This is a genomic window from Chitinophaga pollutisoli (assembly GCF_038396755.1).
Classification (GTDB): Bacteria; Bacteroidota; Bacteroidia; order Chitinophagales; family Chitinophagaceae; genus Chitinophaga; species Chitinophaga pollutisoli.
The window spans coordinates 1,002,491-1,025,481 of record NZ_CP149822.1 but is presented as its reverse complement, the minus strand read 5'-3'; the positions used below and the strand labels follow the sequence as shown (position 1 = coordinate 1,025,481).

The following is a 22,991-nucleotide window of genomic DNA, read 5'->3' as shown; positions in this document are numbered from 1 at the left end:
TTCAACCAGCCCCGGCCCTAAAATCGTGCTCGTTATGCGATTATCCATTGTGTTATTAATTGCATGTTTGCATGTGAGTGCAGCTGGCTTTGGACAGCAGATCACCATCAACCAGAAAAACGCCTCCCTGGCGGCAGTCTTAAAAGCCATCCGGAAACAAAGTCAATACGACTTTTTCTATGACGGTAAGATCCTTCCAAAGGAAAAGTACATTGATGTAAATCTAAAAAACGCGGGAATCGAAGAAGCGCTCAAATCTGTACTCGAAGGCGTTTCGCTGACTTATACCATCGATGGTAAAATTGTAACGATCGTCAGGAAGCCCCCGGCAAAAGCTGAAGGCAACGGGCAGGTTGCTGAGCTGATTGAGGTCCGGGGTAAGGTGGTGGATGAAAACGGCCAGCCGATGCCGGGAGCATCCGTGTTTGAGAAGGATTCCAGGAGCAGGACGACGACGGATGAGAAAGGTGAATTTATATTGCGGAACATTGAGGAGAACGCCACTATTTTCATCGCTTATGTTGGTTATCATCCCGCGGAACGCATAGTAGCCCGCGACCTCGGAACGATAAAAATGGAGCGCGCTACCGGGAAGCTCCAGGAAGTGGAAGTTTTCAATACGGGGTACGAGAAAATCGACCGGGCGCGGAGCGCCGGATCTTTCTCCAAACCTGACCTGAAAGTAATGCGCAACCGTACTACGAGCACCAATGTGCTCACTCGCCTGGAAGGGCTTATCCCGGGTTTATCCAGCGGTAGCGGCGGGCAATCGGGAGGAATGGTCATCCGCGGTTCTACTTCCATCAATGCTGCTACAGAGCCGCTGGTGGTTGTTGATAATGTTGAAGTTCCGGGCATACAATATGTAAACATGCAGGACGTGGAGGATATCACCGTTTTGAAAGACGCCACGTCCGTTTCCATATGGGGCGCCAAGGCCGCCAACGGCGTAATCGTGATCACCACCAGGAAAGGTAAGGCCGGCGAGGCGTTGAAAGTGGATTACGATGGCTACTATTCCTTTAACGGCAGGCCCCGTCGCGATTACCTGCCCGCCTGGACAAGTAGCGGATACATCAAAAGTCAGCAGGAGATTTTTGGCCTCGAAGCCGCCGGCACCACCTATGCCGCCGCAAGCGCTATTGGCCTTTTGCCGCATAAACAGGTACTCTGGGATCAGCAACGGGGTTTGCTGACAGCGGGGCAGGCGCAGTTTAAGCTGGACAGCTTGTCGCGGCTCGACAATTGGAGCCAGCTGGATGATTATTTTGTTCGTTCCGCAGCTGAGTACAATCAAACGATTTCCGTTTCCGGCGGCGGGAAAGTGCATTCCTTCTACGGTTCGCTGAACCATGTGGGCACGCGTTCAAACGTTCCTGGCGAAAGGCAAAACCAGTTTAAAATCAATCTGCGCAATGATGTGAACTTAGGAAAGCGGGTGAGGCTCTACCTGAATTCCGACCTTACCAATATCACCAGCAGCAGCAAAGGTTCCGGCGGCAATGGCACGCCACGCTATCAGCTGTACCGCGATGCGGCCGGTAACCCGGTTAACGTCAACTACATTTCACCCTGGGGTGTGTTCGTGCCGCCCAGCGAAACCATGCGGGAGGATTACGAGGCGCGCAGCAGGGTGAACCTGGATTACAGTCCACTCCTCGAACTGGACCGGCGCAGCCAGCGCGCGAATATTCTCGCCGCCAGGCTCGTAGGTGGCGGTACCATCGACATCCTGAACGGCTTGAAATTTACAGGGACCTATGGATATAACATCACATCGGTGAATGACCGGGAGGTGCTGGATGAGTCCAATTGGATCGTGCGGCGCGACCTGATGATGCACACTTCGGCCCCGACACCTGCATCTACGCCCGTGTACTACCTGCCGCAGTTTGGAGGAAGGCTGAATACGACCAATAGTTTGGACAGAGGGTGGACGGTGCGGAACCAGTTGTCTTATGCCAGGCAGTTTGAAGATCACTGGTTGAGCGTTATGGCGGGACAGGAAGCTACGCACCATCAGGGGATGAGCAACACAGCCACCTATTACGGCTGGGATGACCAGTTGCAGGTGGGGCGGCCGGTGGATTTCGCGACGCTTGCCAAAGGCTTTACCGGCGTTGCAGGGCCTACGGGCACGGATGGCATTTCCGCCAACCTCGCAGGTGGCGAAGGGCGCGCCAGCAGAAGATCATCTTACTTCGCAACGGGTGGGTATACTTATTTGTCCAAATACACCATGAACGCGAGTTGGAGAATCGATCAAAGCAATCTGTTCGGGCTGGACAAATCGGCGCAGAACCGGCCGGTGTACAGTATAGGCGGAAAATGGGCGTTGGGATGGGAAGAGTTCATGCGGGACTTTACGGCATTGAACAGGCTGGATGTCCGATTCAGCTATGGGATCACGGGGAATGCCCCTAACGTCGGACAGGCTGCCTCGTTCGATATCCTCGAATCAGATAGCGACGCCAACGCTGTGGGAGGCGCCGGCCTGATCCTTTCCGTTCCCGCGAATAACAAGCTGACATGGGAGCGGACGCGTGTGTATAACGCAGGTGTCGATTTTGCATTCTTCAAAAACCGGCTGACCGGTTCGGTCGATGCCTACATCAAGAATACCTCCGATCTTATCGGCACGCTATTTACCTCGCCTTTAACCGGCTATGCCAGTGTAACCGGAAACTTCGGTGATTTGCAAAATAAAGGCGTGGACCTGCTTCTGCATTCCATAAATATCCAAACGAGTGATTTCCAGTGGGGGACCAGCCTGGTAATAGGCTATAACCGGAACAAGCTGACGAAGCTGAATATCAATCCGCCCACTACAGGGCCAGCAATGGTAGACGCTACTATGATGGTAGACCGCCCGTTGAATTTGCTGTATTCTTATAACTACGCCGGACTGAATGGCGAGGGGAACCCGCAGGTCCGGCGCGCGGATGGTTCGCTGACCTCCGAGCCCAATGTAACGTTGCCGGAAGATATTGTATACAGCGGGCTTACCCAGGCGCCCTGGAACGGGGGCTTATCCAATAATTTCCAATACAGGAATTTTAACCTCTCGGTGAATATCATTTATAGTATGGGATATAAGATGCGCGACCCGCTGAATGGCCTGGATCCCGAAAATCCCGAATTCAATGATCGCTGGCGGAAGCCGGGGGACGATAGCAGAACGGATATTCCCAGGTATATCTTCCTCGCTTCCGAGAATGCCACTCGGTACGTGTGGTATTACACCTACGCCCACTCCCGCGTGCTGAACGCGTCCTATGCCAAAATCAGGGATATCAGCCTGGGATACGATATTCCCCGGTTTGTCGTCAAGAAAGTCAATGCCCAGGCAGTCACCTTGCGTTTCAACGTATCCAATATACTGATCTGGACAGCCAATGACCGTTTTTACGATCCGGAGAATGGCTGGGCCCGGTCGAGGCCGGCCCAGGGTACCGTTTCGGTAGGAGCACACGTTTCATTTTAATCATTTACCATTATGAAGACATTCAAACTGAGATATATTCATTGCCTGGTGTTTTTTGCCGTACTCGCCCCGCAGTTATCCTGCAAAAAGGAGTTCCTGGAGATTGTACCTAAAGGGCAGCAGATCGCTACCGCGACGAAGGACTACCGGCAGATACTGAACATGAATTTCCTGTCGCAAAATAATGCCAGCGTGTATATGGGCGATGAGGTAACGGCATTGAAGCCATTCGTCAATGAGCACACGCTCCGCACGCAGCGCTTGTTCAGGTATGCAGATCGTATTTATGAAGCGGACCAGCTGCCCGAAGAGGTAAGTTCAGAGGAAGGGTACATTCGCAGGCTGTACGTTTTTAACAAAATCATCAATGAAGTGATGGATTCGCAGGGAGGCAGCGAAATGGAGAAGAAAGCGATTCTCGCCGAGGCGAAAGCCGGGAGGGCTATCTCCAACTTCCTGTTCCTGACCGATTTTACTACGCCCTACAATCCTGCAACGGCGGCCACGGAATTGGGAATTCCGGAACTCACCAAAGCCGACGTTACTGTGACGGATTTTAAAAGGCAATCAAAAATTGAAAGCTATGAGCAGATCATAAAAGATCTGACAGCCGCGATTCCCGATCTGGGGCCGCTGGAGCACCGTTGGAAAATATCCAGGCTGGCGGCGCACTTTTACCTGGCGCGTATTCATATGGCCATGCAAAATTTCGAAGGCGCGAAGGAGCAATTGGATGCGGCTTTCACCGAAATCCCCAAGTCCACCATTCCCCTGGGTTTATATGACTACAACAAGGTGCTGGACCCCAATGCGGATGAATCCTGGTTCCCAATGTTACTCGGGCTATTCCTCATGGGATTTCCGCAACCTGCTGATAACATCCAGACCATTTACAGCATCCAGGTGTACGCGGTCTCGTATGTGGGCGGAAATGCAAACGCTTATTTGCTGTCTCCCGCTACCATCAGTCTTTTTGATCCGCAAGATAAACGTCCCAATCTGTTCGATCCGATGGAATACAATGGATCCGCTGCCTTCCCTTTGGGCATGCGGCACCCCGTTGGTTTCGGGACACCGGTGGGCCCTTCTTTGCCCGATTTGTACCTGATGCGGGCAGAGTGCCGGGCGCGGGCCAACGACCTGGCAGGAGCCATTGCAGATGTGGAAGTCCTCAGGGCCCAACGTTCCGGAGCGCCCAAAGTACCGCAGGCCGCAGCTGCCAGTAAAGAAACTTTAGTTAAATATATCCTGGACGAAAGGATCCGCGAATTCGCCTTCACAGGGCTTCGCTGGCTCGATATGAGGCGCCTGTCGGTTGATCCCGTATTTCATGATCACATCCGGTATACGCATGAGGTGCATAGCATTGAGGATGTAAACAACGATGGTGTCGCCGGTGATGTGGTGGAATCCCACCAACTCGATCCCAAACGGTTTGCGCTGAAATTCGGCGAACGCATGCTCCGGGAGAGTAAAGGACTCGAAGAAAACCCATAATCAAAACCAACCATTCCAAATCACCGCATTTTAAGCGGTGATTCGGAATCAAAAAACAGCATTATGAGAAGACTGGCAGCTATAACATTAGCGCTTGCTTTGCCGGCCATTGTCCAGGCGCAGACTGAGTATGATATCAGGGGAGTCATACCTGCAAATCACAAAGCGACAATAGCCGTGATGTCTTACCCGCCAGACGATAAGGGTGGGGAATACGCGGCGGATACGACCGCCATCATCAATGGTAAATTCCGGTTTAGGGGAACGATCGGGAGGCCGCAACTGGCGGAACTGAACCTGATCATCCCCCGTCCGGCAGACGAACCGCGCCAGCGCAGCCAGGGCGATGAAGAAGGCAATAATATGAAGAATGTAGGCTTGTTTTACCTCGACGGAAACATTAAAGTGACCTTCGATACCATGGGTATTGCATCCTACCGTGGTGGCGGAAAGGAGCAGGAGGCATGGATGTTCTATAGCTCGGAAGCTACTGCCAGGAGTAAACATGCAGGTGCCGGCGATGGAATTCGATTCTATGAAGAACTGGTTGCCGATATGGTGAAACGGTTCCCGGATGCATATGCAAGTGTAGATCTGATGGACCTGTTTACGCAAAGTTCCATTCAACCCGGATTAGTAGAACCGATGTACAATACACTAAGCAGAAGGATGCAGCATTCTGAGAAGGTATTGCGATGGAAGCCACGGCTCGATCAGGCGAAACAAGCAATGGCTGGTACCGTAACTGCACCTGCGTTCATCATAAACGATATAGAGGGTAACCCCATTTCCCTGGATTCCTACAAAGGCAGTTACGTGCTGGTAGACTTCTGGGCCAGCTGGTGCGCTCCCTGCCGGGCCGAAAATCCGAATGTGATGGCCGCTTATGAAAAGTTCAGGGACAAGGGTTTTACGGTACTGGGTGTTTCATTGGATGAGGATAAAGGCCGGTGGCTGAAGGCCATCAGCGAGGATAAATTACCCTGGAAACAGGTATGCGACTTTAAGGCGTTCAAAAGCGAGGTAAAGGACTTGTATGACATCACTTCCATTCCCGCCAACGTGCTGGTGGATCCCAACGGGAAAATCGTAGGAAAAGATTTAAGGGGCGAGCACCTGCACCAGCGGCTTGCTGAATTGATTAAATAAATGTGTTAAAGATAAAAAAGATGAAAAAGCTAATCGTATTACTGTTGCTCTCCAGCACTGCTTTCGCGCAGCAGCAAACAGAAAGGAAACTTACCCTTGAGGACTTTAACCTGATCGCCGACATCGGGGAACAGGAGAAGTACTATAATGAGATGATCCGGCAAAGCCTGCCGGGTAAAATGAAGCCCGAAACAGACAATGAATGCCGTTCGCAACTGGCGATCGGTTGGTTGACGAAGGGCAATATCGGGCGGTATGAATATTACATGCGTACAAACCCCAGGTTTTCGGTCATCAGGCTCGTTGATCTGACCTATACGCTGGAATACCTGGTAGATGAGAATAAGCACATTAAGGTCGTTGAACAGGCGTCCAGGGAACTATTGGAAAAACTGGAGAAAGGTGAATTGAGTGACGGGGTGAGCAGAACGCAGGTGCTGCTGGAAGTAAATGCCCTGGCCAACGCAAAGTTGGGGAATATGGATTTGGCGATGAGAAATATCGCCAAATCGGGTGAGCAAACAGATAATGCCAGGGAAATGAAGTATTTCAAAGATTCAAAATCGAAATATCTCACCCGCTATTGCCTGATTTTATCTGCAGCCGGGGAAAACAAAGGAGCCCTCGATACACTGACCAAAGCCCTCCGCAACGCGGATTCCAACCCCAAAATGGTTTCTGTGTACAAAGATATTTACAAGAAGGTGCACGGAAACACGAATGGCGTCGACGAGCTCGTCAAATCACTCCAGGACGAAGCCTATCAAAAGTATTATCAGGAAGTTGAAAAAACATATATCGCGGGCGAAATGAAGACCATCAAGGGTGTATTTCCGAGTCCTGATGGAGGCGGAGAACAGTTGACGCTATTTGACGCCGACAAGCCTGTGAAGGATATTGTCTTGACGAACCTGGCAGAGCGGGAGGTGAAGTTCGCTGATCATGCCGGGAAAATCCTGGTGCTGGATTTCTGGTCAACCGGTTGCACCCCCTGTGTGGCGGCGTTCAGCGGCTTTGAGCGGGTCGTAGCAGATTACAAGAATGAGCCGTTTAACCTGTATGTAGTCAATTTGTTTGAGGATCTTCCGACTGTCAAAGTATTTGTGGCCAGAAGGGGGATTACCCTGGACGTATTGCGCGATGAGCCGAATACGGCGTTCAATATCAATGGAACGCCCACTAAGATCATTTACGATCCCATGGGAAATATCCGATTCTACGCAGTTGGTTACGCAGGTTCCACTGACAGGGAATATTACAAGCTGAAAGCTATGGTGGAAATTGTTAAGGCGCGGAATGGCGTTGCCAAAAACTAAATGGAATCATAGATAGCATTCATGCACGGAAATCGAGTATAATTATGAGAAATTTGATAATAATAGTCCTGCTGCTGGTTTCAACAAACATAATGGCCCAGCTGCAGTCTGAAGAGAATCCGCAGCTGGTAGCATTAAAGGCGGAGAAAAGCCAACCCGCGTTACAGGCGAAAATAAAAAAGCTGGAGAATGGCAGTGCCGAAGACCTGTCGGTTCTAATTCAATTTTACGCGGAGGATTCCGCAAAAAGAACCATTTACTCGAAGCGTCTCATCAAAAGGTATCCGGAAAGCCAGGCTGCCATGATGGCGCGGCTGAAACCATTTGTGAAACTAACCAGTGCGCTGGAAGGGGAGCGTTTGCTCCGGTCGATGATGAGGGAATATCCCGGCGTAAACCTGGATATCGAGAAGACTTTGGTAGCATGCCAATATGCAGAAAAGCCAGATACGGCTAAAATGATGCGGTATATCAATATGATAGCAGTTCCTGCTGCGAAAGTGGCAGGATTGGTACAGGCGCTTGAGATTATTGCTGATTTCGACAACGCCACCGCGTTGCGTATTGCCGCTAAGAACCTGGAAATGGTGAAGAAAATAAAGGAAGAGCCGGCGCAGGAATCGGTAATGAAAATAGATCCCCGGGCGATGTATTACGGCTATATTAATACCTACGCGAAGTTGCTTTTCAAAGCGGGCAACAACGATGAGGCTTATAAGTATACCGCCGAGGCCTACAACAACATCGGCGAAAGAGATGAGGTGCTGGTGGAGAATTATGCCTTTTTGTCGAGCCTGAACGGAGAATACGAGGAGGCGCTGCCGGTGCTGGCCAGGGCTGTAAAAGAGGGGAAATTTGAGAGGCGGTACGTCGACCAGGTAAGGAAGGCCTACACACACCTGCATCCCGGGAAAGACGTCGATGCTTATATCGCAGAATTGCAAAAGGATTTTATCGATACGATAAAGGCCCATGTGGCTACATTGCTGATCAACGAAGTCGCGCCGGATTTTACGGTGACGGATGTGAACGGCAAGAAAGTTTCATTGGCGGATTTTAGGGGAAAGACGATCGTACTGGATTTTTGGGCGACCTGGTGCGGCCCCTGCGTGGAGTCTTTTCCCGCCATGCAAATGGCGGCGAACCGGTATGCCAATGATCCGGATGTAAAGTTCCTGTTTATTCATTGCTGGGAAAATGTATCCGATCCACTTACGGACGCACGAAATTTCCTGAACAAGCGTAACTATACATTCGATCTCTATATGGATATGAAGGACGCTTCCACCAAGCGTAGCCCAGCTGCGGATGCCTTTAAGGTGGGAGGGATTCCTGCTAAGTTCATAATTGACGGAAAAGGCAGGATACGGTTTAGTGTATCAGGCTTTTCGGGTAAAGCAGAAGCGGCTGCGGAAGAAGTAGCGCAAATGGTAGAAATGGCCCGTAAATAGACACTGTTTTAATCAAAAAAGCCGCGCTCATCTTTTGATGGGTGCGGCTTTTTGATGAAGCAGCGTATGTTCGCACAGCTATCATGCCAGGTTAAAACAAAAAAGACAAATCAGCCTAAACCGATTTGCCTTTTTCCGAGTGCCCAGAACTGGATTCGAACCAGCACACCGTTGCCGGCGCTGCGACCTGAACACAGTGCGTCTACCAATTTCGCCATCTGGGCATTCCTTTTTGTGTCAGGGAGTGCAAATGTACGTAGTTTCTCAATATTTCCAAATTCTGGCAAGAAAAAGTTTGATAGAAAATGAAAAAGCCGCGACCAGCGCGGCTTTTGAAGGATATTGTACTGTCGTTACACCGCAACATTGAATTCGCGGAGGGTGTCGTTCAGGCTCGTTTTAAGGTCGGTGCTTGCTTTACGCTGACCGATGATCAGCGCGCAGGAAACCTGGTACTCGCCGGCAGGGAACTTCTTGGTATAAGTGCCGGGGATCACCACGCTGCGGGCCGGTACGCGGCCTTTGTACTCGATCGGCTCGGGACCGCTCACGTCGATGATCTTGGTTGACTGTGTCAGCACCACGTTGGCGCCCAGTACGGCTTCTTTTTCCACGTGAACGCCTTCCACCACGATGCAGCGGGAACCTACAAATACGCCGTCTTCAATGATCACGGGGCTGGCCTGCAGGGGCTCCAGTACGCCGCCGATGCCTACGCCGCCGCTCAGGTGAACGTGCTTGCCGATCTGCGCGCAGGAACCTACCGTTGCCCAGGTGTCCACCATCGTTCCTTCATCCACATATGCGCCGATATTTACATAAGAAGGCATGAGGATAGCGCCTTTCGCGATGAAAGCGCCATAACGCGCCACGGCATGAGGTACCACGCGAACGCCCAGTTCCTTATAGTTGGTTTTCAGCTTCATTTTATCGTAGAACTCGAAAGGAGGTACTTCCATCGTTTCCATCGGCTGAATCGCGAAATACATCAGGATCGCCTGTTTTACCCATTCGTTCACCTTCCAGCCGCCTTCAGCCGGCTCCGCCACGCGAAGCTTGCCCTTGTCAACGGCTTCGATCACTGATTTTACGGCGTCGGAATATTGCGTCTGCTGCAAAAGGCTGCGGTCGTTCCACGCAGCCTGGATCTGTTGCTGAATATCCATTGTGTTATGCTTGTTTTCCGCAAAAATAATATAATCGTGCACAGTTGGGGTAGAAAACGTATTTTTATCCGACAGGCTACATTATTCATGGGGGATGCAGGCGCATATAAGGACCTGGGCGACGCGGAATTGCTGCGTTCGCTGAAAGACGGCAGCATGGAGGCATTTAACGCCCTTTACCAACGCTACTGGCAACCCGCGTACAATGCCGCCTTCAAACGCCTGAACGATCCCGCCGCCGCGCAGGACGTTACCCAGGATTTCTTCCTCCAGCTCTGGAACCGCCGCGCTGATCTCCACATTCTCCATCTCCCCGCCTATATCCACACCTCCGTCCGCAACCGCGTACTCAACCATCTCGCATCGCAGCAACGCTTCCTGCCCATGGAAGACCTCTTCGCCGAATCCGCTTCCGGCGGCGAAGGCGCCGATGCCCTCGCCCGCCGCAACGAATGGCTGAAATCCTACCACGCCCTGGTAGACGCCCTCCCGCCGGGCCGCCAGGAAATTTTCCGCCTCCGCTATAATGACGGCGCCACCCCGGACGAGATCGCCGCGCTCCTCAATATCTCCCGCAAAACCGTCCAAAACCAACTGGGGAAAGCGCTCGCCAGGCTCAGGGCTACCCTCGGCGCCATGTGCTGGTCCATATTGCCGTAAAAAATATTTTCCGGCCGGATGGGGCTAATGCTTTTGGGCTGTCTTACTGATATGGACCACTCGTATTTCCTCGAAATACTGCAAAAATACCAGCAAGGCACTGCCTCACCAGAGGAGGAGCGCTTCCTGCTCGACAGCTACGACGCTTTCGGTTCGCAGCCCGATGTTACACCGCTGCTCACCGATGAAGAACGCGAAAAACTCGCCGGCCTGATGCACCGCAACATCCTCCGGCAAATCGCCGCGCAACAGGCGCCTGTCCGCCGCAGGCCTCACTTCCTGCGCTGGAAAGCCGCCGCCGCCGTGCTGGTGCTGGTTGGCGCGGCAACGGCCGCTTACCTGCTGCTAAGGCCCTCTCCGGCATCACCGGACATCGCGGCGGCAGACCAGTCCGTCCAGCCCAAAGCCGAAAACAACCTCATTGCCCTGCCCGATGGTTCTACCGTGCTGGTGAGCACCGGCAGCAAGTTGCGTTATCCCGGTTCTTTCGCCAATAAAGATAAAAGGGAAGTGTACCTGGAAGGGAAGGCCCTCTTTACCGTGGAGCAACAAACCGGCCAGCCGTTCGTCGTGCATGCGGGCGGATTGCAGACTACAGTACTGGGCACCACTTTCGAAGTGGCGGCCGCCGGTGAAGGTGATGTAACTGTAACCGTATTTAAAGGCAGGGTGCGGGTGGAAGATGAAAGGAAGTCCCTCGGGGAGCTGACCGCCCATCAGCAAATCGTTTACACCGCCGGCGAATCCCGCCAGCAAACCGCCCGGCAGGCCCCGGAATGGCAGCAGCAGGATCTCCTGTTCGACGATGTTACGCTCCTCCAGGCCGCACGCCTCCTCGAAAACCGCTTCGGCTACAGCATCGCCATCCCCGACGAAGCCCTGCGCGAACAACGCTTCTCCACGATTTTCGGCAGCCGGGAATCGCTGGAACAGGCCCTCAAGAGTATTTGCGCCTTCAACCAGGCATCATACACTTTAGACAGCATACAAAAGACCGTTATTATTTACAGGCCGTAACCGAACGGCACAACCAGAATCACCGTATGAACGTCATCATCCCGCCTCCGTAAACGAAAAAACCTCTGCCGGAGCAGAGGTCGCGGCCCTGCGCAACGGGAAATTGCGCAACGGCCCAGATTGTAAAAAGCCCGCGTCAACGGGCATTTATTCACCTGCAAACACTAAAGTATGAATTTTTCCGCACTCGCAGCGGGAAGCGTCCACGCTTTCCCCAGGCTGCCCGTAGCGCCTTTTCTGTATCGATGTATGCGTATTTCGTTATTGTCTTTTTTACTGATCGCCGTCACCGCCCAGATCCTCACGGCCGCCACCGCCAAAGCGCAGCGGCTCGACGGGCAAACGGTCAGCATGTCGCTGAAAGACGCGCCATTGCTGGAGGCCTTTAAGCAGATAGAAAGCCAGACGGCCTTCCGCTTCATGTACCGCAAGTCGGACGTGGGCCACATCCGTCATCTCAGCCTTCCCGAAGGCAAACGCAACCTCGCCGCCGTGCTCGAACAGCTGCTGAGTCCACACGCCCTTTCCTTCCGCCAGGTAGATAACAAAATCCTCATCCAGCCCGCACCACAGCCTGTTGCAGACACCTCGTTCGTGGCGCAGGGCCGGGTGCTGGGTGATGATGGCAACCCAGTCATCGGCGCCACCGTGATCGTCAAAGGCACGGGCAGGGGCGCCATCACCAATGAAGACGGACAGTTCAGTGTTACCGCCTCCGAAGGTGAAGTGCTGGTAATTACTTCGCTGGGCTACCGGCAAATGGAATTCCCAGTGAAGGACCGCAGCCCCATGGTGCTGCAATTACCGCTGCAATCGGGCGGTTCGCGTCTCAATGAAGTGATTGTGGTGGGCTACGGCACCCAGCAGAAGCGCGAGCTGTCGGGCTCCATCGGGAAAGTGGGCGCGCTGAAGCCGGAAGAGAACATGGTGAACAACCCCATCTCCGCCCTGCAGGGCCGCGTGGCGGGGCTGTCCGTTTCCAATACCGGTTCCACGCCGGGTTCCATGCCGAACTTTACGATCCGGGGTGTTCAGACCATCCAGAACAACGTGACCGGCACCGGTTCCAATCCGCTGATCGTGGTCGACGGGTTGGTGATTGACGCGGGCCCCGCGGGCGATAACGCCAATTTCAGCATGTTCAACCTCAATCCGCAAGACATCGCCTCGATGGAAGTCCTGAAAGATGCGGCTTCCGCCGCGATCTATGGTGCGCGCGGCGCGCAAGGCGTAATCCTCATCACCACCAAGAAAGGTTCTTTCGGCGCCAGGCCAGTTGTCAACCTGAACGCTTACACTGGCTACAACTTGTCGTCTTTTTCTTACCGCCCGCTGAACAGTTCCGAATACGCGATGATGTTCAAAGAGGCGCGTAACAACCGGATCAGCGATATCGACAAGCGCCTGGCCGGGAATTTAGACCCAACGGAAGCACCATCGCTGCGCGGGGAGAAAGACATGCTCAACCTGCAGATCAACGAACTGCAAATGGGTAAGGATGATATCAACTGGCTCGACCGCGTGAAGCCTTCCCGCGCGCCGCTCAGCAATATCCAGCTCAGCGTGGCCGGCGGCAGCAACCAGACCAGTTATTATTTCTCCTTTGGGAAGTTTGGCGAAGCCAATGCCGTGGGCAACGGCCGCCTCGACCGCTACACCGGCAAGCTGGCCGTCACCCAGAAAGTGAACCGCTGGCTGAAAGCGGGAATGGACGTGGCGATTTCAAAAGTGAAATATGACGGATTGGCGGAAGCCCTCGGCGCCGGTATCTCCGCCCGCCCGGATACGCCCGATTCCATCAAAACAAATCCCGACGGCACCTGGGATTACTGGCATGGCTTCCAGGAACATCCTTTAGGCGCGCTGCGCTTCTTCCACGACAATACTAAAGACAACTGGAACTATACCGGTAATTTCTTCGCGGAAGCCACGCTCAGCAAGAATTTTAGCTTCCGTTCCATGATCGCCGGATCGCGGAGCGAAAGCAACCTGGTGGAATTCTTGTCGCCGTTTAGCTATGGCGGTCTGGGCACCAAAGGCGATTACAAGGAAACACAAAATAACGGTCTCCGTTATACGCTCAACAACGTGCTGACCTACCGGTTCACATACAGCGCGCTGAAAGCGGATGTGCTGCTCGGACAGGAATTCACCGGCAACCAATACCGCGTAGGCGTCAAGAACCTGCAGGGCTTCCCGATGATCGAGGGCTTGTGGAAACCGGCCAACGCTTCCATCTCCACCAACTTCTACAACAGCGGCAACCGATTTTATGAGGAATATTCCGAGTCTTACTTCCTGCGTTCCAACATGAGCTGGGAAGGTAAATACCTCCTCAGCCTCAGCCTCCGCCGCGATGGTACCAGCAAGCTGAAAAACAACCGCCAGGCCTGGTTCCCGGCGGTATCCGGCGGCTGGATCATCTCCGACGAAGACTTCCTCCGAAGCAACAAAACCCTGAGTTACCTGAAACTGCGCAGCAGCTTCGGTATTACGGGGAACATCCGTCCGCTCGGGCATTACGATACGCAGGACCTCGTTAACAGCGTGCTTTACCTCAACGAACCAGCCCTTCGCCTCAATACCGTACTCGGCAATCCCGATCTGCGATGGGAGCGGACCAAACAGCACGACATCGGCCTGGAGACCCGCCTCTTCAATAACCGGCTGTCCATCACCGCTGAATATTACGTAAAGAAAACCGACGGGCTGCTCACCAGCCGGCAAATACCCTGGTCCAGCGGCGGCTTCACGTCGCAGCGCGTGAACCTCGGCGCCATGACCAACCGCGGGCTCGACCTGGCCGTTTCCCTCAGCGGGAAGCCGGGCGCATTCCATTGGGAAGTGAGCGCGGTGGCAAATATCAACCGCAATCGCGTAACCGAACTGCGCGACAGCACCATGGGTTTCGGGGTATACTACCCGGGCAGCCCGGCAGGAGTGCTGCGGATTGGTCAGCCGGTAGGTATGTTGCAACTGTATCAATCGCAGGGTGTGGATCCGCAAACGGGTGACCTGGTATATGCCGATACGAATAAAGACGGCGTGATCAATCAGCTCGATATGGTGTATGTTCCGGTTGCCCAGCCGAAACTGAACGGCGGCTTCACGGTGGACCTGGGCTGGAAGGGCTTCAGCCTCAATACGCAGCTGGCCTTCAACTTTGGCAACAAGATTTACAATTTCAGTGAGCAATACTACCGGAACTACGACTTCGATATCTGGACGGGCGTTGTCAACAACAAACCCACCTGGGTGCTCGACCGCTGGCAAAAGCCCGGCGACCAGGCCAGCTATCCCCGCGCGGTGGTGGGTGAGCACGGCGCCGGCAGAACGAACGACTGGAACCTCATGCCATCGACGCATTACCTGTACAGCGGTTCTTTCCTTCGCTGCCGCAACGTAACGCTGGCCTACAACCTGCCGAATACATTGATCTCGAAAGCCGGTTTGCAGCAGGTGCGCGTATATGCCGCCACGCAGAACCTGTTTACGATAAAGGATAGACGATTGAACGCGGATGATCCCGAACAGGGGCTTGAGTCGGGGCTGCAACAGAACGTGGCGCCGTTGCCGCGCGCAGTTTCCTTTGGTATTGATCTTCGTTTCTGATATTATTAAAACAGACAACATGTTTCGCAACTATAAAATATATATGATCGTGGTTTGCATGGCAGCCCTCGCGGCTTGCGGCAAATACCTCGACAGGCCCTCGCCGGACCAGGCCATCGGAAAAGACCAGCTTACGGATAACGATATTGCCTTGTTACTGAAGGGCGCTTATCTCAGCATGTCGGGCAGCTGGCCTCCGCAATCGTACCCGATGACGGACATCTACAGCGACGATATTATTTCGCTGCAGGGCGGTAATCCCGCGCAGTTCAATCCGCAGGCGTATGAAGCCTGCAACGCCAGTCCCAACGACGGTTTCGGGATCGGGCGGTATTACATCGCGGCATATACGACGATTGGTAATGCCAATTTTATTATCGGGAAGATCGGCAATCCTTCCACGCCCGCGCTGCGGCAGATACTCGGCGAAGCGCTCGTGATCCGCGCGCATGCGTACAACCAGCTGGCGGAGATTTTCGGCGGTGTGGTGCTGATTACTTCCGTGGAAACGGATATCGACAGGATCCGCAAGGCGAAAAGCACCGAATCCGAAGTGCTGAACCAGGTGGAAAAAGACCTCGAAGCCGCCATTCCCTTACTGGCGGATTTCTCCACGCCCAAAGCCGCTTCCAAACAGGCTGCGCAGCTCCTCCTGGCGCGTGTGAGCCTGCAGCGCGGCAAGCATGCCCGCGCGAAGGAACTGGCGGAAGCGGTAATTGCTACGGGTAAAAGAACCTTGTCTGCCGCAACGTTTTCCAACATCTTCCGTTACAACAGCCCGGCGCAGGAAATGATCTGGCAGATGTCCGACGGGCCGATGCCGACTGCTTACGAGCGCTATGGCCTGTTCAGCTTTTATAGTCCCGCGCCGCCTTTCCTCGGCAACGGCACCGGCCTTACTACGATGGACGATGCGCTGGTGGATTCTTACGAGGCAAACGATACCCGCCGCGAACTGGTCCGTAAGGCACGGCAGAACGCAACCGGAAGGGACGCGAATTATTTGCTGAAATTTTCGACCGATACGCTGCAACCCGCTGCCGCCGTTTACGTTATATATCCGCTCATGCGCATCAGCGAGGCATACCTGATTTCGGCGGAAGCTTCTGCAAGGCAGCAAACGGTGGACGTTACACCGTACAATGCGCTTCGCACGGCCCGTAAAGCGAGCACGAAGAACGCGGCCGATTTCGCGGATGCCGCAGCATTCCTGGAAGAGCTGGAGAAAGAGCGCCGTCGTGAACTGGTAGGAGAAGGCCGTCGCTGGCAGGATATGAAACGTTTCGGAAGCGCATTACCCTTCCTTGTTTCAAAAGGCCGTGACAGCAAGCGTTTGTGGTTCCCTTTCACCAATGCGGAAATTCTGCGCAATCCGTTACTGGAGCAGAATGATGGTTATTAATGCCAAACCCCGGATATAGCAACGCAGCCCTGCTTTTTGCGGGGCTGTTTGTTTTTTAAGAGATGAGTGATCGCCGTCTTTCGGCCGAACCGGTAAGCACCGCTGCGAGTTGCCGCGAAATAGCGCCGTCGCAGAGCTTGTCGAGCCAGAAGAATTCGCCGGCGGCATTGAGTTCGAGGAAGTAATATTTCCCTTCGGGAGTAAGGATGAGATCGATGGCGCCGTAGTTAAGGCCGTAGCGGTCCATCAGTCGCGAAAGCCCCCGGCTACGTGCCCGGGCAATGCATATGGTTTCCATTGCACGGCGAGGCTGGCGCCTTCTTTCCGCCAATCCGTTTCCGCACCCGGCTGTTGCTGCGAATCGATGCTGAACGCGAAGATCTCTTTCCCGATGATATTCACCCGCAATTCCAGCTCCTTTTCCAGCTTCTCCTGGAAGGTCATGGGGCAGAAACGCAATTGCGGCAATTGTTGCAGGTGGTCCTGGCGGATCTCGCTGGTAAACACGACCTGTTCCTGCCCGTCCTGGTGAATGGCGAAGGCGCTTTGCATCTTCGCCACGATGGGCCCGTTCACCGATTGCATGAACGCTTCCAGCCGCTCCGGGCTGTTGGTGATACAGGTGGCGGGTGTCAGTAACCCGCATTCCGCCGCGATGCGGAGTTGTTCCTCCTTGCTGTCGAGGCGTCGGTAAGTGCTGTACCGTTCCAGCTGGAAGCAGGGGAGGGATTCCAGCATCCCGAACAATGTTCTGCGGATTTCGCCGGTGGCGGGTGAGAGGTAGGGTTTTTCCAGCACCTGGTCGAGGCCGTCGGCGATGTGATAGCTGCGCCGGTACCAAACAGCGCTGAGTTCTTCCAGGGATTGCGGTGCTGATCCGTCTTCCAGCCAGAGGCGCCGCTCATGGCCGCGGAATTCGGAGGTGAGGCGGGTCACCAGCGGATAGCGGTCGACATTGAAGCGAACCGGTGTGGCGCCGGCGGCGTTGAGGTGTTCCATGACGGAAGTAACGGCATCGTTGTCTGCGGAATGTGTAATAATTAGAATTTTAGCCATGCTGTTCAATTCGGTTGACTAATTTTTCGGCGATGGTGGCGGCGATGGGGAAATCGAGGTATTTCTCCAGCATGCCCCACTCGCCCTGCGGGTTCACTTCCAGGAAAACGTGCTCCCCGTTTGGCTTTACGATCATGTCTATGGCGCCGAAGGGCAATCCCAGCGCGGTCATCAGCACATGTACCCTGTCTTTGGCGGCGGGCGGCAATTCGTAGGGTTCCCATTGTACGAGCGTGGTGTTGGCCGTTCGCCAGTCGGCCAGTTCGGGAGCGCGGAGGCTGCCGGTGAAGAACTCGCCGTCGATGTATATAATGCGCAGTTCGCGTTCTTTGGGGATATATTCCTGGAGGATCATGGGGCAGGCGGAGAGGGATTCGAGCATGGGCACGTCTTCTTTCCGGAGCCTGGTGGTGGGGAAGAAACTGCCTTTGCCGTCCATCGTTTTGGATAAAGCCCCGTGGAGTTTGACGACTACGTTGCCGCCATGATCGTCGAAAAAGCGGACGGCGTCTTCAGCATGATTGCTGAAAAGGGTTTGGGGCACGATAAGCCCCGCCGCGCGGGCGGCATTGAGCTGCAGGAGCTTGTTGGCGCCTACGGCATGGTCGGTGTCCATCCGGTTGATCCAGGGGACTTTGAGGGCATCGAGGAATATATGCAGGGAGTTGCGGTATTCTTTGAGAAAAGCCGGTACGAAGGTGGGATCGAGGGAAGGAGGGATCTGCAGATCCCACATCTTCCGGTACCATACGCCTTTGATCTGCCGCGCGTCGATCGTTCGGGTGCCGCAGCGCAGTTCGTATTGCGGGCCGGAAGCATGGAGGCGGTAGCGAAGGCGGTATTTCGTCCCGAATTCGTCGGTATTGAACCGGAAACCCTCATACCCGAGTTCCTCCAGCCGTTGCTGTACGCGGTCTATCGTAAATGTGTCCTGAGCGTGCGTGATGCAAAGTATCATGGAGAAGCTGGCGGATAACAAAATGGCAACAGCCTGCCGGCTATTGCCCTGAAAATCGTTCGTTGGATAAAAGGATTACAGCAACCACCATTCCTCATCCCCGTCGGAGGGATATTTCTGCGTCTGGTCCGGTACGTCGGCCAGTTTGCTGGTCCAGTAAGAAGTTTCAGTAGTTTGTTGGCCTGTTGTTTGCTGCTGTTGCTGCGACTCCAGCAGCTGCGCGAAAAACGGCTTCATGAGCTTTTCATTGGGTTTCATGTCAGCGTAATAAATTGGGTGGTGAACAATGACTTTTGCTTTCTTATATGGTTTTTCGGAACATGTCCTGCCCGTCTACCTGTTTGAAACGGGACATTTAAGTTAAAATTTTTGCGGGAAAGAAAAAAATCAAATTCAGTATTTTGCCCTCGGATTAACATTAATAGCATTGAGAATTGGTTTCGACGCCAAAAGGGCTTTCCAGAACCGCACGGGTTTGGGCAATTACAGCCGTACGCTGGTCACTTCCCTGGCGGAATATTACCCTGAGCACGAATATGTGCTTTTCGCCCCCAAGGTGAAACCCCTGTACCGGCCACCCAGGGCGGCCGTTACCATCACCCCGCAGCGTTTCCTCCACAAACTGCTCAAACCTGTATGGCGCAGCCGCTGGGTGTCGGGCGAGCTGCAAAGCCACGGTATCGATATCTTCCACGGCCTCAGCGCCGAACTGCCCTTCGGGATCCACCGCACCGGGGTCGCCAGCACCGTCACCATGCACGACCTGATCTTCGAACGCTACCCGAAGCAATACAATCCCATCGACGTGGCCACCTACCGCAAAAAGGCGAAATACGCCTGTGAAGCGGCTGCACAGGTGATTGCTATCAGTACGCAGACCAAGGCAGACCTCATGGAATTCTACGGCGTCCCCGAGGAAAAGATTTCCGTCTGCTACCAGGCCTGCGACCCCTCGTTCCAGGCGCCCCGCGATCCGCAAACGATCCGCCAGGCGCTGGTTCGCTACAACCTTCCCTCAGAATATTTCCTCTACGTGGGCTCTGTTATCGAGCGCAAGAACCTCGCCCGTATCGCTGAAGCCATGTTCCTGCTGAAAGACCGCCTCAACGTACCGCTCATCGTACTGGGCGACGGCGGCGCCTACAAAGAGAAAGTCAAAAAATACCTCGCCGAAAAAGGCCTCACCAGCCGCGTGATCTTCCTCAACGAAGTCGCGAAATTCGCCTTCCGCGACCTGCCCGCGCTCTACCAGGGCGCCCTGGCGCTGTTGTACCCTTCCACTTTCGAAGGTTTCGGCATCCCCATCCTGGAAGCCCTCTGGAGCCAGACGCCCGTGGTCACTTCCACTGGCTCCTGCTTCACGGAAACCGGCGGCAACGCAGCGCTGTACGTGGACCCCTTCAGCGTGGAAAGCATCGCCGACGGCATGTTCCGCGTCGCCACCGAGCCAGCGCTGCGGCAGGGGATGACGGAACGGGGGCTCCTCCACGCGGAGCGCTTTACCCCCGAAAAATGCGCCGCCGCCGTGATGCAAGTCTATCAAAACATCCTGCCATGACCGAATTCGAAAACGATATCGCCCGCTCCCTGGAAGCGCTCCGCAACGGGGGCACCATCCTCTATCCCACGGATACCATCTGGGGCATCGGTTGCGACGCCACCGACGAAGCCGCCGTCGCTAAAATTTATGCCCTTAAGCAGCGCGACGAAGCCAAAAGCCTCGTGGTGCTCATGGCCGATGCGAAAGACCTGGTGAAATACCTCGCCTCCCCCCGCACAACATCGCCGATGTACTGGCAGGGTTCGACCGCCCCACCACCGTTATTTACGAAGGCGCCCTCCACCTGGCGCCCAACGTCATCAACCACGACGGCTCCATCGCCATCCGGCTGGTGCAGGACCCGTTCTGCCGCCACCTGGTGAAACGCCTCCGCAAACCCCTCGTTTCCACGTCCGCCAACATCTCCGGCGCACCTTCGCCGGCGAGTTTTCGGGACGTTTCGCCTGAAATCCGGAACGGCGTGGATTACGTTGTGGAATACCGCCAGGATGATGAAACGCAGGCCCGTCCCTCGCGGATCGTGCGCATCACGAAGGACGGAGGGCTGGAAATCATCCGGGATTAGACTACTTTTGCGGCTTTAAACGATAGAACACATGATGGAAATTCCCTGTACAAAACGGGAAATGGAACTGTTTGAGCGCGTGGCGGAAGCGGCACGGCAGATCGGCGTACCTTGTTACCTGATCGGCGGCTTCGTGCGCGACAAACTGCTGGAAAGGCCTACGAAAGACGTGGATATCGTTTGCGTGGGGGACGGCATCGCCCTGGCCCATCAGGTGGCCGGCCTGCTTGATCCTTCCCTGAAAGTCAATTACTTCAAAACATACGGTACCGCCCAGATCCGCTTCGGCGACCTCGAAATCGAGTTCGTGGGCGCCCGCCGGGAAAGTTACCGCCATCATTCCCGGAACCCGGATGTGGAGCCGGGAACGCTGGAAGACGACCAGCTGCGCCGTGATTTTACCATCAACGCACTGGCAATCAGCCTTAATACGGCCGATTACGGCAAGCTCATCGACCCCTTCAACGGGCTGCAGGATATGCAAGACAAGATCATCCGGACGCCCCTGGAACCAGGGCAGACCTTCAGCGATGATCCTCTTCGCATGATGCGGGCTGTCCGCTTCGCTTCGCAACTGCATTTCACCATCCTGCCCGAAACATTCCAGGCGATCCAGGATCACGCGGGAAGAATCAAAATCATTTCGCAGGAAAGGATCACTGACGAGCTGAACAAAATCATGCTCAGCGCTAAACCCTCCGTAGGGCTCGATCTGCTGTACAAATCCGGCATCCTGAAAATCATTTTCCCGCAGATGGTCGATCTCGTGGGCGTGGAAATGCTCGAAGGGAAGGGGCATAAGGATAATTTCTATCACACCCTGCAGGTGATCGACAATATCAGCCGCCATACGCGCGATCTCTGGCTGCGCTGGGCCGCTTTGTTGCACGATATCGGGAAGCCCGCTACAAAACGCTTCGAAGCGGGCCATGGATGGACGTTCCACGGTCACGATGCCGTGGGGGGAAAATGGTGCCCCGCATTTTCGCGAAACTGAAGTTGCCGCAAAACGAGAAAATGAGGCTGGTGAAGAAACTGGTGGAGCTGCATTTGCGGCCCATCAGCCTGACCAAGGAAAATATCACCGATTCGGCTATACGCAGATTGCTGTTCGATGCCGGGGAAGACCTGGAAGCGCTGATGATGCTTTGCGAGGCGGATATCACTTCCAAGAACCGCGCGAAAGTGCGCAGGTACCTGGAAAATTTCGAACTCGTGCGCGAACGGCTGAAAGAAGTGGAAGAAAGCGACAAGATCCGCAACTGGCAACCGCCGGTAACGGGCGAGATGATCATGGAAACGTTCGGGTTGAAGCCCGGAAAACTGGTCGGCGACCTGAAAAGTGCCATCCGGGAAGCGATCCTTGACGGAGAAATCGCCAACAGTTACGACGCGGCTTATGATTTTATGTTGAAAAAGGCTGCCGAACTAAACTTGACCCCTGTTAAATAATTTGGTATTTTTGTTCATACAACATTGTAAATCATATGCCGGTATTAAAATTCAGAGTTTATTGGGAAGAAGACGAAAGTGTTTACAGGGATATCGTTGTAAAACCCAGTCAGAATTTTGTGCAATTCCATCAGGCCATCTTGACAGCATATGAGTTTGACTCCAAGCACAAGGCGACCTTCTACCGCAGCAACGATAACTGGCAGCGCGGTCGGGAAATCCTGCTGGAAAAAGATGAGCAAGTGCGCAAAGCAGAACCCCTCCTGATGTCTGATACGCCTGTGGGCGCGATGGTCAGGGATCCTAACCAGAAATTCATCTATCTCTATGACTTTGCCAAAAACTGGACGTTCCTCGTGGAGCTGATAGGTGTGGCCAAAGATGAAAACGCCAAGCTGACGTACCCTGCCATCGTCCGCAAGGAAGGATTGGCTCCGAGCCAATACGGTACCAAGGGCCTCATCGGCGACAAGCTCGTGGAAATGGAGGAGAAATATGATCTCAATCGCGAAGGCATGTCTGAAGATGGTTTCGGGGAAGAAGGAGAGGAGACCGACCGGGAAGACGACGGCATGGAGGAAAGCAGCACTGAAGACGAAAACATGTTTTAGCAAACCTTGTTCCGGCGCACTCCGCGCCGGGCAT

20 protein-coding genes and 1 tRNA gene are annotated in these 22,991 nt (G+C 54.2%); 15 read left to right on the top strand and 6 right to left on the bottom strand.

Features of this window, described 5'->3' with window-relative positions:
• The first annotated feature begins 34 nt into the window (after positions 1–34).
• The 5 genes from WJU16_RS04440 to WJU16_RS04420 all read left to right on the top strand — a co-directional run bounded on the left by WJU16_RS04440 (position 35) and on the right by WJU16_RS04420 (position 8,897).
• Complete coding sequence (locus WJU16_RS04440; protein ID WP_341837116.1) at positions 35–3,484, top strand: SusC/RagA family TonB-linked outer membrane protein; 3,450 nt, start codon at positions 35–37, stop codon at positions 3,482–3,484.
• Between the two features lie 12 nt (positions 3,485–3,496).
• On the top strand, positions 3,497–4,981 hold the full coding sequence (locus tag WJU16_RS04435; protein ID WP_341837115.1) for a RagB/SusD family nutrient uptake outer membrane protein: 1,485 nt from the start codon (positions 3,497–3,499) through the stop codon (positions 4,979–4,981).
• 180 nt (positions 4,982–5,161) lie between these two features.
• Complete coding sequence (locus WJU16_RS04430; RefSeq protein ID WP_341837114.1) at positions 5,162–6,130, top strand: TlpA disulfide reductase family protein; 969 nt, start codon at positions 5,162–5,164, stop codon at positions 6,128–6,130.
• Positions 6,131–6,150: 20 nt separating this feature from the next.
• Complete coding sequence (locus tag WJU16_RS04425) at positions 6,151–7,446, top strand: TlpA disulfide reductase family protein (protein WP_341837113.1); 1,296 nt, start codon at positions 6,151–6,153, stop codon at positions 7,444–7,446.
• Between the two features lie 92 nt (positions 7,447–7,538).
• A complete protein-coding gene (locus WJU16_RS04420) occupies positions 7,539–8,897 on the top strand; it encodes a TlpA disulfide reductase family protein (protein WP_341837112.1) in 1,359 nt (452 codons plus the stop codon).
• 140 nt (positions 8,898–9,037) lie between these two features.
• Here WJU16_RS04420 and WJU16_RS04415 read toward each other — a convergent pair.
• Positions 9,038–9,121 (bottom strand) — tRNA-Leu (locus tag WJU16_RS04415).
• Positions 9,122–9,250: 129 nt separating this feature from the next.
• Positions 9,251–10,063: a 2,3,4,5-tetrahydropyridine-2,6-dicarboxylate N-succinyltransferase gene (locus WJU16_RS04410; RefSeq protein ID WP_341837111.1), complete on the bottom strand. Its 813-nt coding sequence runs from the start codon at positions 10,061–10,063 to the stop codon at positions 9,251–9,253.
• Between the two features lie 87 nt (positions 10,064–10,150).
• On the opposite strand from WJU16_RS04410, the gene WJU16_RS04405 reads away from it, so the two are divergent.
• The 4 genes from WJU16_RS04405 (at position 10,151) to WJU16_RS04390 (ending at position 16,754) form a co-directional block, all read left to right on the top strand.
• Positions 10,151–10,723, top strand: a complete 573-nt coding sequence (locus WJU16_RS04405) for a sigma-70 family RNA polymerase sigma factor (RefSeq protein WP_341837110.1) — start codon at positions 10,151–10,153, stop codon at positions 10,721–10,723.
• A gap of 51 nt (positions 10,724–10,774) precedes the next feature.
• Complete coding sequence (locus tag WJU16_RS04400; RefSeq protein WP_341837109.1) at positions 10,775–11,740, top strand: FecR domain-containing protein; 966 nt, start codon at positions 10,775–10,777, stop codon at positions 11,738–11,740.
• Between the two features lie 171 nt (positions 11,741–11,911).
• The gene (locus tag WJU16_RS04395) at positions 11,912–15,352 is read left to right on the top strand and encodes a SusC/RagA family TonB-linked outer membrane protein (protein ID WP_341837108.1); all 3,441 of its coding nucleotides are present in this window, start codon (positions 11,912–11,914) and stop codon (positions 15,350–15,352) included.
• A 19-nt stretch (positions 15,353–15,371) separates the two neighbouring features.
• Positions 15,372–16,754, top strand: a complete 1,383-nt coding sequence (locus WJU16_RS04390; RefSeq protein WP_341837107.1) for a RagB/SusD family nutrient uptake outer membrane protein — start codon at positions 15,372–15,374, stop codon at positions 16,752–16,754.
• A gap of 55 nt (positions 16,755–16,809) precedes the next feature.
• On the opposite strand, the gene WJU16_RS04385 is transcribed toward WJU16_RS04390, so the two are convergent.
• The 4 genes from WJU16_RS04385 to WJU16_RS04370 form a co-directional block, all read right to left on the bottom strand.
• Complete coding sequence (locus WJU16_RS04385) at positions 16,810–17,001, bottom strand: hypothetical protein (protein WP_341837106.1); 192 nt, start codon at positions 16,999–17,001, stop codon at positions 16,810–16,812.
• The gene (locus tag WJU16_RS04380) at positions 17,001–17,810 is read right to left on the bottom strand and encodes an MvdC/MvdD family ATP grasp protein (protein ID WP_341837105.1); all 810 of its coding nucleotides are present in this window, start codon (positions 17,808–17,810) and stop codon (positions 17,001–17,003) included. The genes WJU16_RS04385 and WJU16_RS04380 overlap by 1 nt, the downstream gene beginning before the upstream one ends.
• The gene (locus WJU16_RS04375) at positions 17,803–18,768 is read right to left on the bottom strand and encodes an MvdC/MvdD family ATP grasp protein (RefSeq protein ID WP_341837104.1); all 966 of its coding nucleotides are present in this window, start codon (positions 18,766–18,768) and stop codon (positions 17,803–17,805) included. Before WJU16_RS04375 ends, WJU16_RS04380 begins: the two co-directional genes overlap by 8 nt.
• 75 nt (positions 18,769–18,843) lie before the next feature.
• Positions 18,844–19,026 carry a microviridin/marinostatin family tricyclic proteinase inhibitor gene (locus tag WJU16_RS04370; protein ID WP_341837103.1) on the bottom strand — a complete coding sequence of 61 codons (183 nt, stop codon included), beginning with the start codon at positions 19,024–19,026 and terminating at the stop codon, positions 18,844–18,846.
• 169 nt (positions 19,027–19,195) lie between these two features.
• Between WJU16_RS04370 and WJU16_RS04365 the strand changes: the two genes are divergently transcribed.
• Genes WJU16_RS04365 through WJU16_RS04340 form a run of 6 tightly spaced genes read left to right on the top strand, consistent with a single transcriptional unit; the run spans position 19,196 to position 22,957 of the window.
• Positions 19,196–20,326 (top strand): glycosyltransferase family 1 protein, encoded by a 1,131-nt coding sequence (locus WJU16_RS04365; RefSeq protein ID WP_341837102.1) that lies wholly within the window; start codon positions 19,196–19,198, stop codon positions 20,324–20,326.
• Positions 20,323–20,691, top strand: coding sequence for a Sua5/YciO/YrdC/YwlC family protein (locus tag WJU16_RS04360; RefSeq protein ID WP_341837101.1), 369 nt, complete (start codon positions 20,323–20,325; stop codon positions 20,689–20,691). Before WJU16_RS04365 ends, WJU16_RS04360 begins: the two co-directional genes overlap by 4 nt.
• Positions 20,592–20,894 carry a Sua5/YciO/YrdC/YwlC family protein gene (locus WJU16_RS04355; protein ID WP_341838646.1) on the top strand — a complete coding sequence of 101 codons (303 nt, stop codon included), beginning with the start codon at positions 20,592–20,594 and terminating at the stop codon, positions 20,892–20,894. Before WJU16_RS04360 ends, WJU16_RS04355 begins: the two co-directional genes overlap by 100 nt.
• 31 nt (positions 20,895–20,925) lie before the next feature.
• Complete coding sequence (locus tag WJU16_RS04350; protein WP_341837100.1) at positions 20,926–21,891, top strand: HD domain-containing protein; 966 nt, start codon at positions 20,926–20,928, stop codon at positions 21,889–21,891.
• A 20-nt stretch (positions 21,892–21,911) separates the two neighbouring features.
• Positions 21,912–22,346 carry a hypothetical protein gene (locus WJU16_RS04345; protein WP_341837099.1) on the top strand — a complete coding sequence of 145 codons (435 nt, stop codon included), beginning with the start codon at positions 21,912–21,914 and terminating at the stop codon, positions 22,344–22,346.
• A gap of 35 nt (positions 22,347–22,381) precedes the next feature.
• A complete protein-coding gene (locus WJU16_RS04340) occupies positions 22,382–22,957 on the top strand; it encodes an IS1096 element passenger TnpR family protein (protein WP_341837098.1) in 576 nt (191 codons plus the stop codon).
• The last annotated feature ends 34 nt before the right edge of the window (positions 22,958–22,991 follow it).

Excerpts from the sequence above, each read along its gene's own strand:
- WJU16_RS04380 (WP_341837105.1), bottom strand. The coding sequence starts at position 17,810 with ATGGCTAAAATTCTAATTATTACACATTCCGCAGACAACGATGCCGTT.
- WJU16_RS04395 (WP_341837108.1), top strand. The coding sequence starts at position 11,912 with ATGAATTTTTCCGCACTCGCAGCGGGAAGCGTCCACGCTTTCCCCAGG.
- WJU16_RS04385 (WP_341837106.1), bottom strand. The coding sequence starts at position 17,001 with ATGGACCGCTACGGCCTTAACTACGGCGCCATCGATCTCATCCTTACT.
- WJU16_RS04440 (WP_341837116.1), top strand. The coding sequence starts at position 35 with ATGCGATTATCCATTGTGTTATTAATTGCATGTTTGCATGTGAGTGCA.
- WJU16_RS04400 (WP_341837109.1), top strand. The coding sequence starts at position 10,775 with ATGGACCACTCGTATTTCCTCGAAATACTGCAAAAATACCAGCAAGGC.
- WJU16_RS04435 (WP_341837115.1), top strand. The coding sequence starts at position 3,497 with ATGAAGACATTCAAACTGAGATATATTCATTGCCTGGTGTTTTTTGCC.
- WJU16_RS04370 (WP_341837103.1), bottom strand. The coding sequence starts at position 19,026 with ATGAAACCCAATGAAAAGCTCATGAAGCCGTTTTTCGCGCAGCTGCTG.
- WJU16_RS04345 (WP_341837099.1), top strand. The coding sequence starts at position 21,912 with ATGAGGCTGGTGAAGAAACTGGTGGAGCTGCATTTGCGGCCCATCAGC.
- WJU16_RS04430 (WP_341837114.1), top strand. The coding sequence starts at position 5,162 with ATGTCTTACCCGCCAGACGATAAGGGTGGGGAATACGCGGCGGATACG.
- WJU16_RS04420 (WP_341837112.1), top strand. The coding sequence starts at position 7,539 with ATGGCCCAGCTGCAGTCTGAAGAGAATCCGCAGCTGGTAGCATTAAAG.
- WJU16_RS04340 (WP_341837098.1), top strand. The coding sequence starts at position 22,382 with ATGCCGGTATTAAAATTCAGAGTTTATTGGGAAGAAGACGAAAGTGTT.
- WJU16_RS04390 (WP_341837107.1), top strand. The coding sequence starts at position 15,372 with ATGTTTCGCAACTATAAAATATATATGATCGTGGTTTGCATGGCAGCC.
- WJU16_RS04360 (WP_341837101.1), top strand. The coding sequence starts at position 20,323 with ATGACCGAATTCGAAAACGATATCGCCCGCTCCCTGGAAGCGCTCCGC.
- WJU16_RS04350 (WP_341837100.1), top strand. The coding sequence starts at position 20,926 with ATGATGGAAATTCCCTGTACAAAACGGGAAATGGAACTGTTTGAGCGC.
- WJU16_RS04425 (WP_341837113.1), top strand. The coding sequence starts at position 6,151 with ATGAAAAAGCTAATCGTATTACTGTTGCTCTCCAGCACTGCTTTCGCG.
- WJU16_RS04410 (WP_341837111.1), bottom strand. The coding sequence starts at position 10,063 with ATGGATATTCAGCAACAGATCCAGGCTGCGTGGAACGACCGCAGCCTT.
- WJU16_RS04405 (WP_341837110.1), top strand. The coding sequence starts at position 10,151 with ATGGGGGATGCAGGCGCATATAAGGACCTGGGCGACGCGGAATTGCTG.
- WJU16_RS04375 (WP_341837104.1), bottom strand. The coding sequence starts at position 18,768 with ATGATACTTTGCATCACGCACGCTCAGGACACATTTACGATAGACCGC.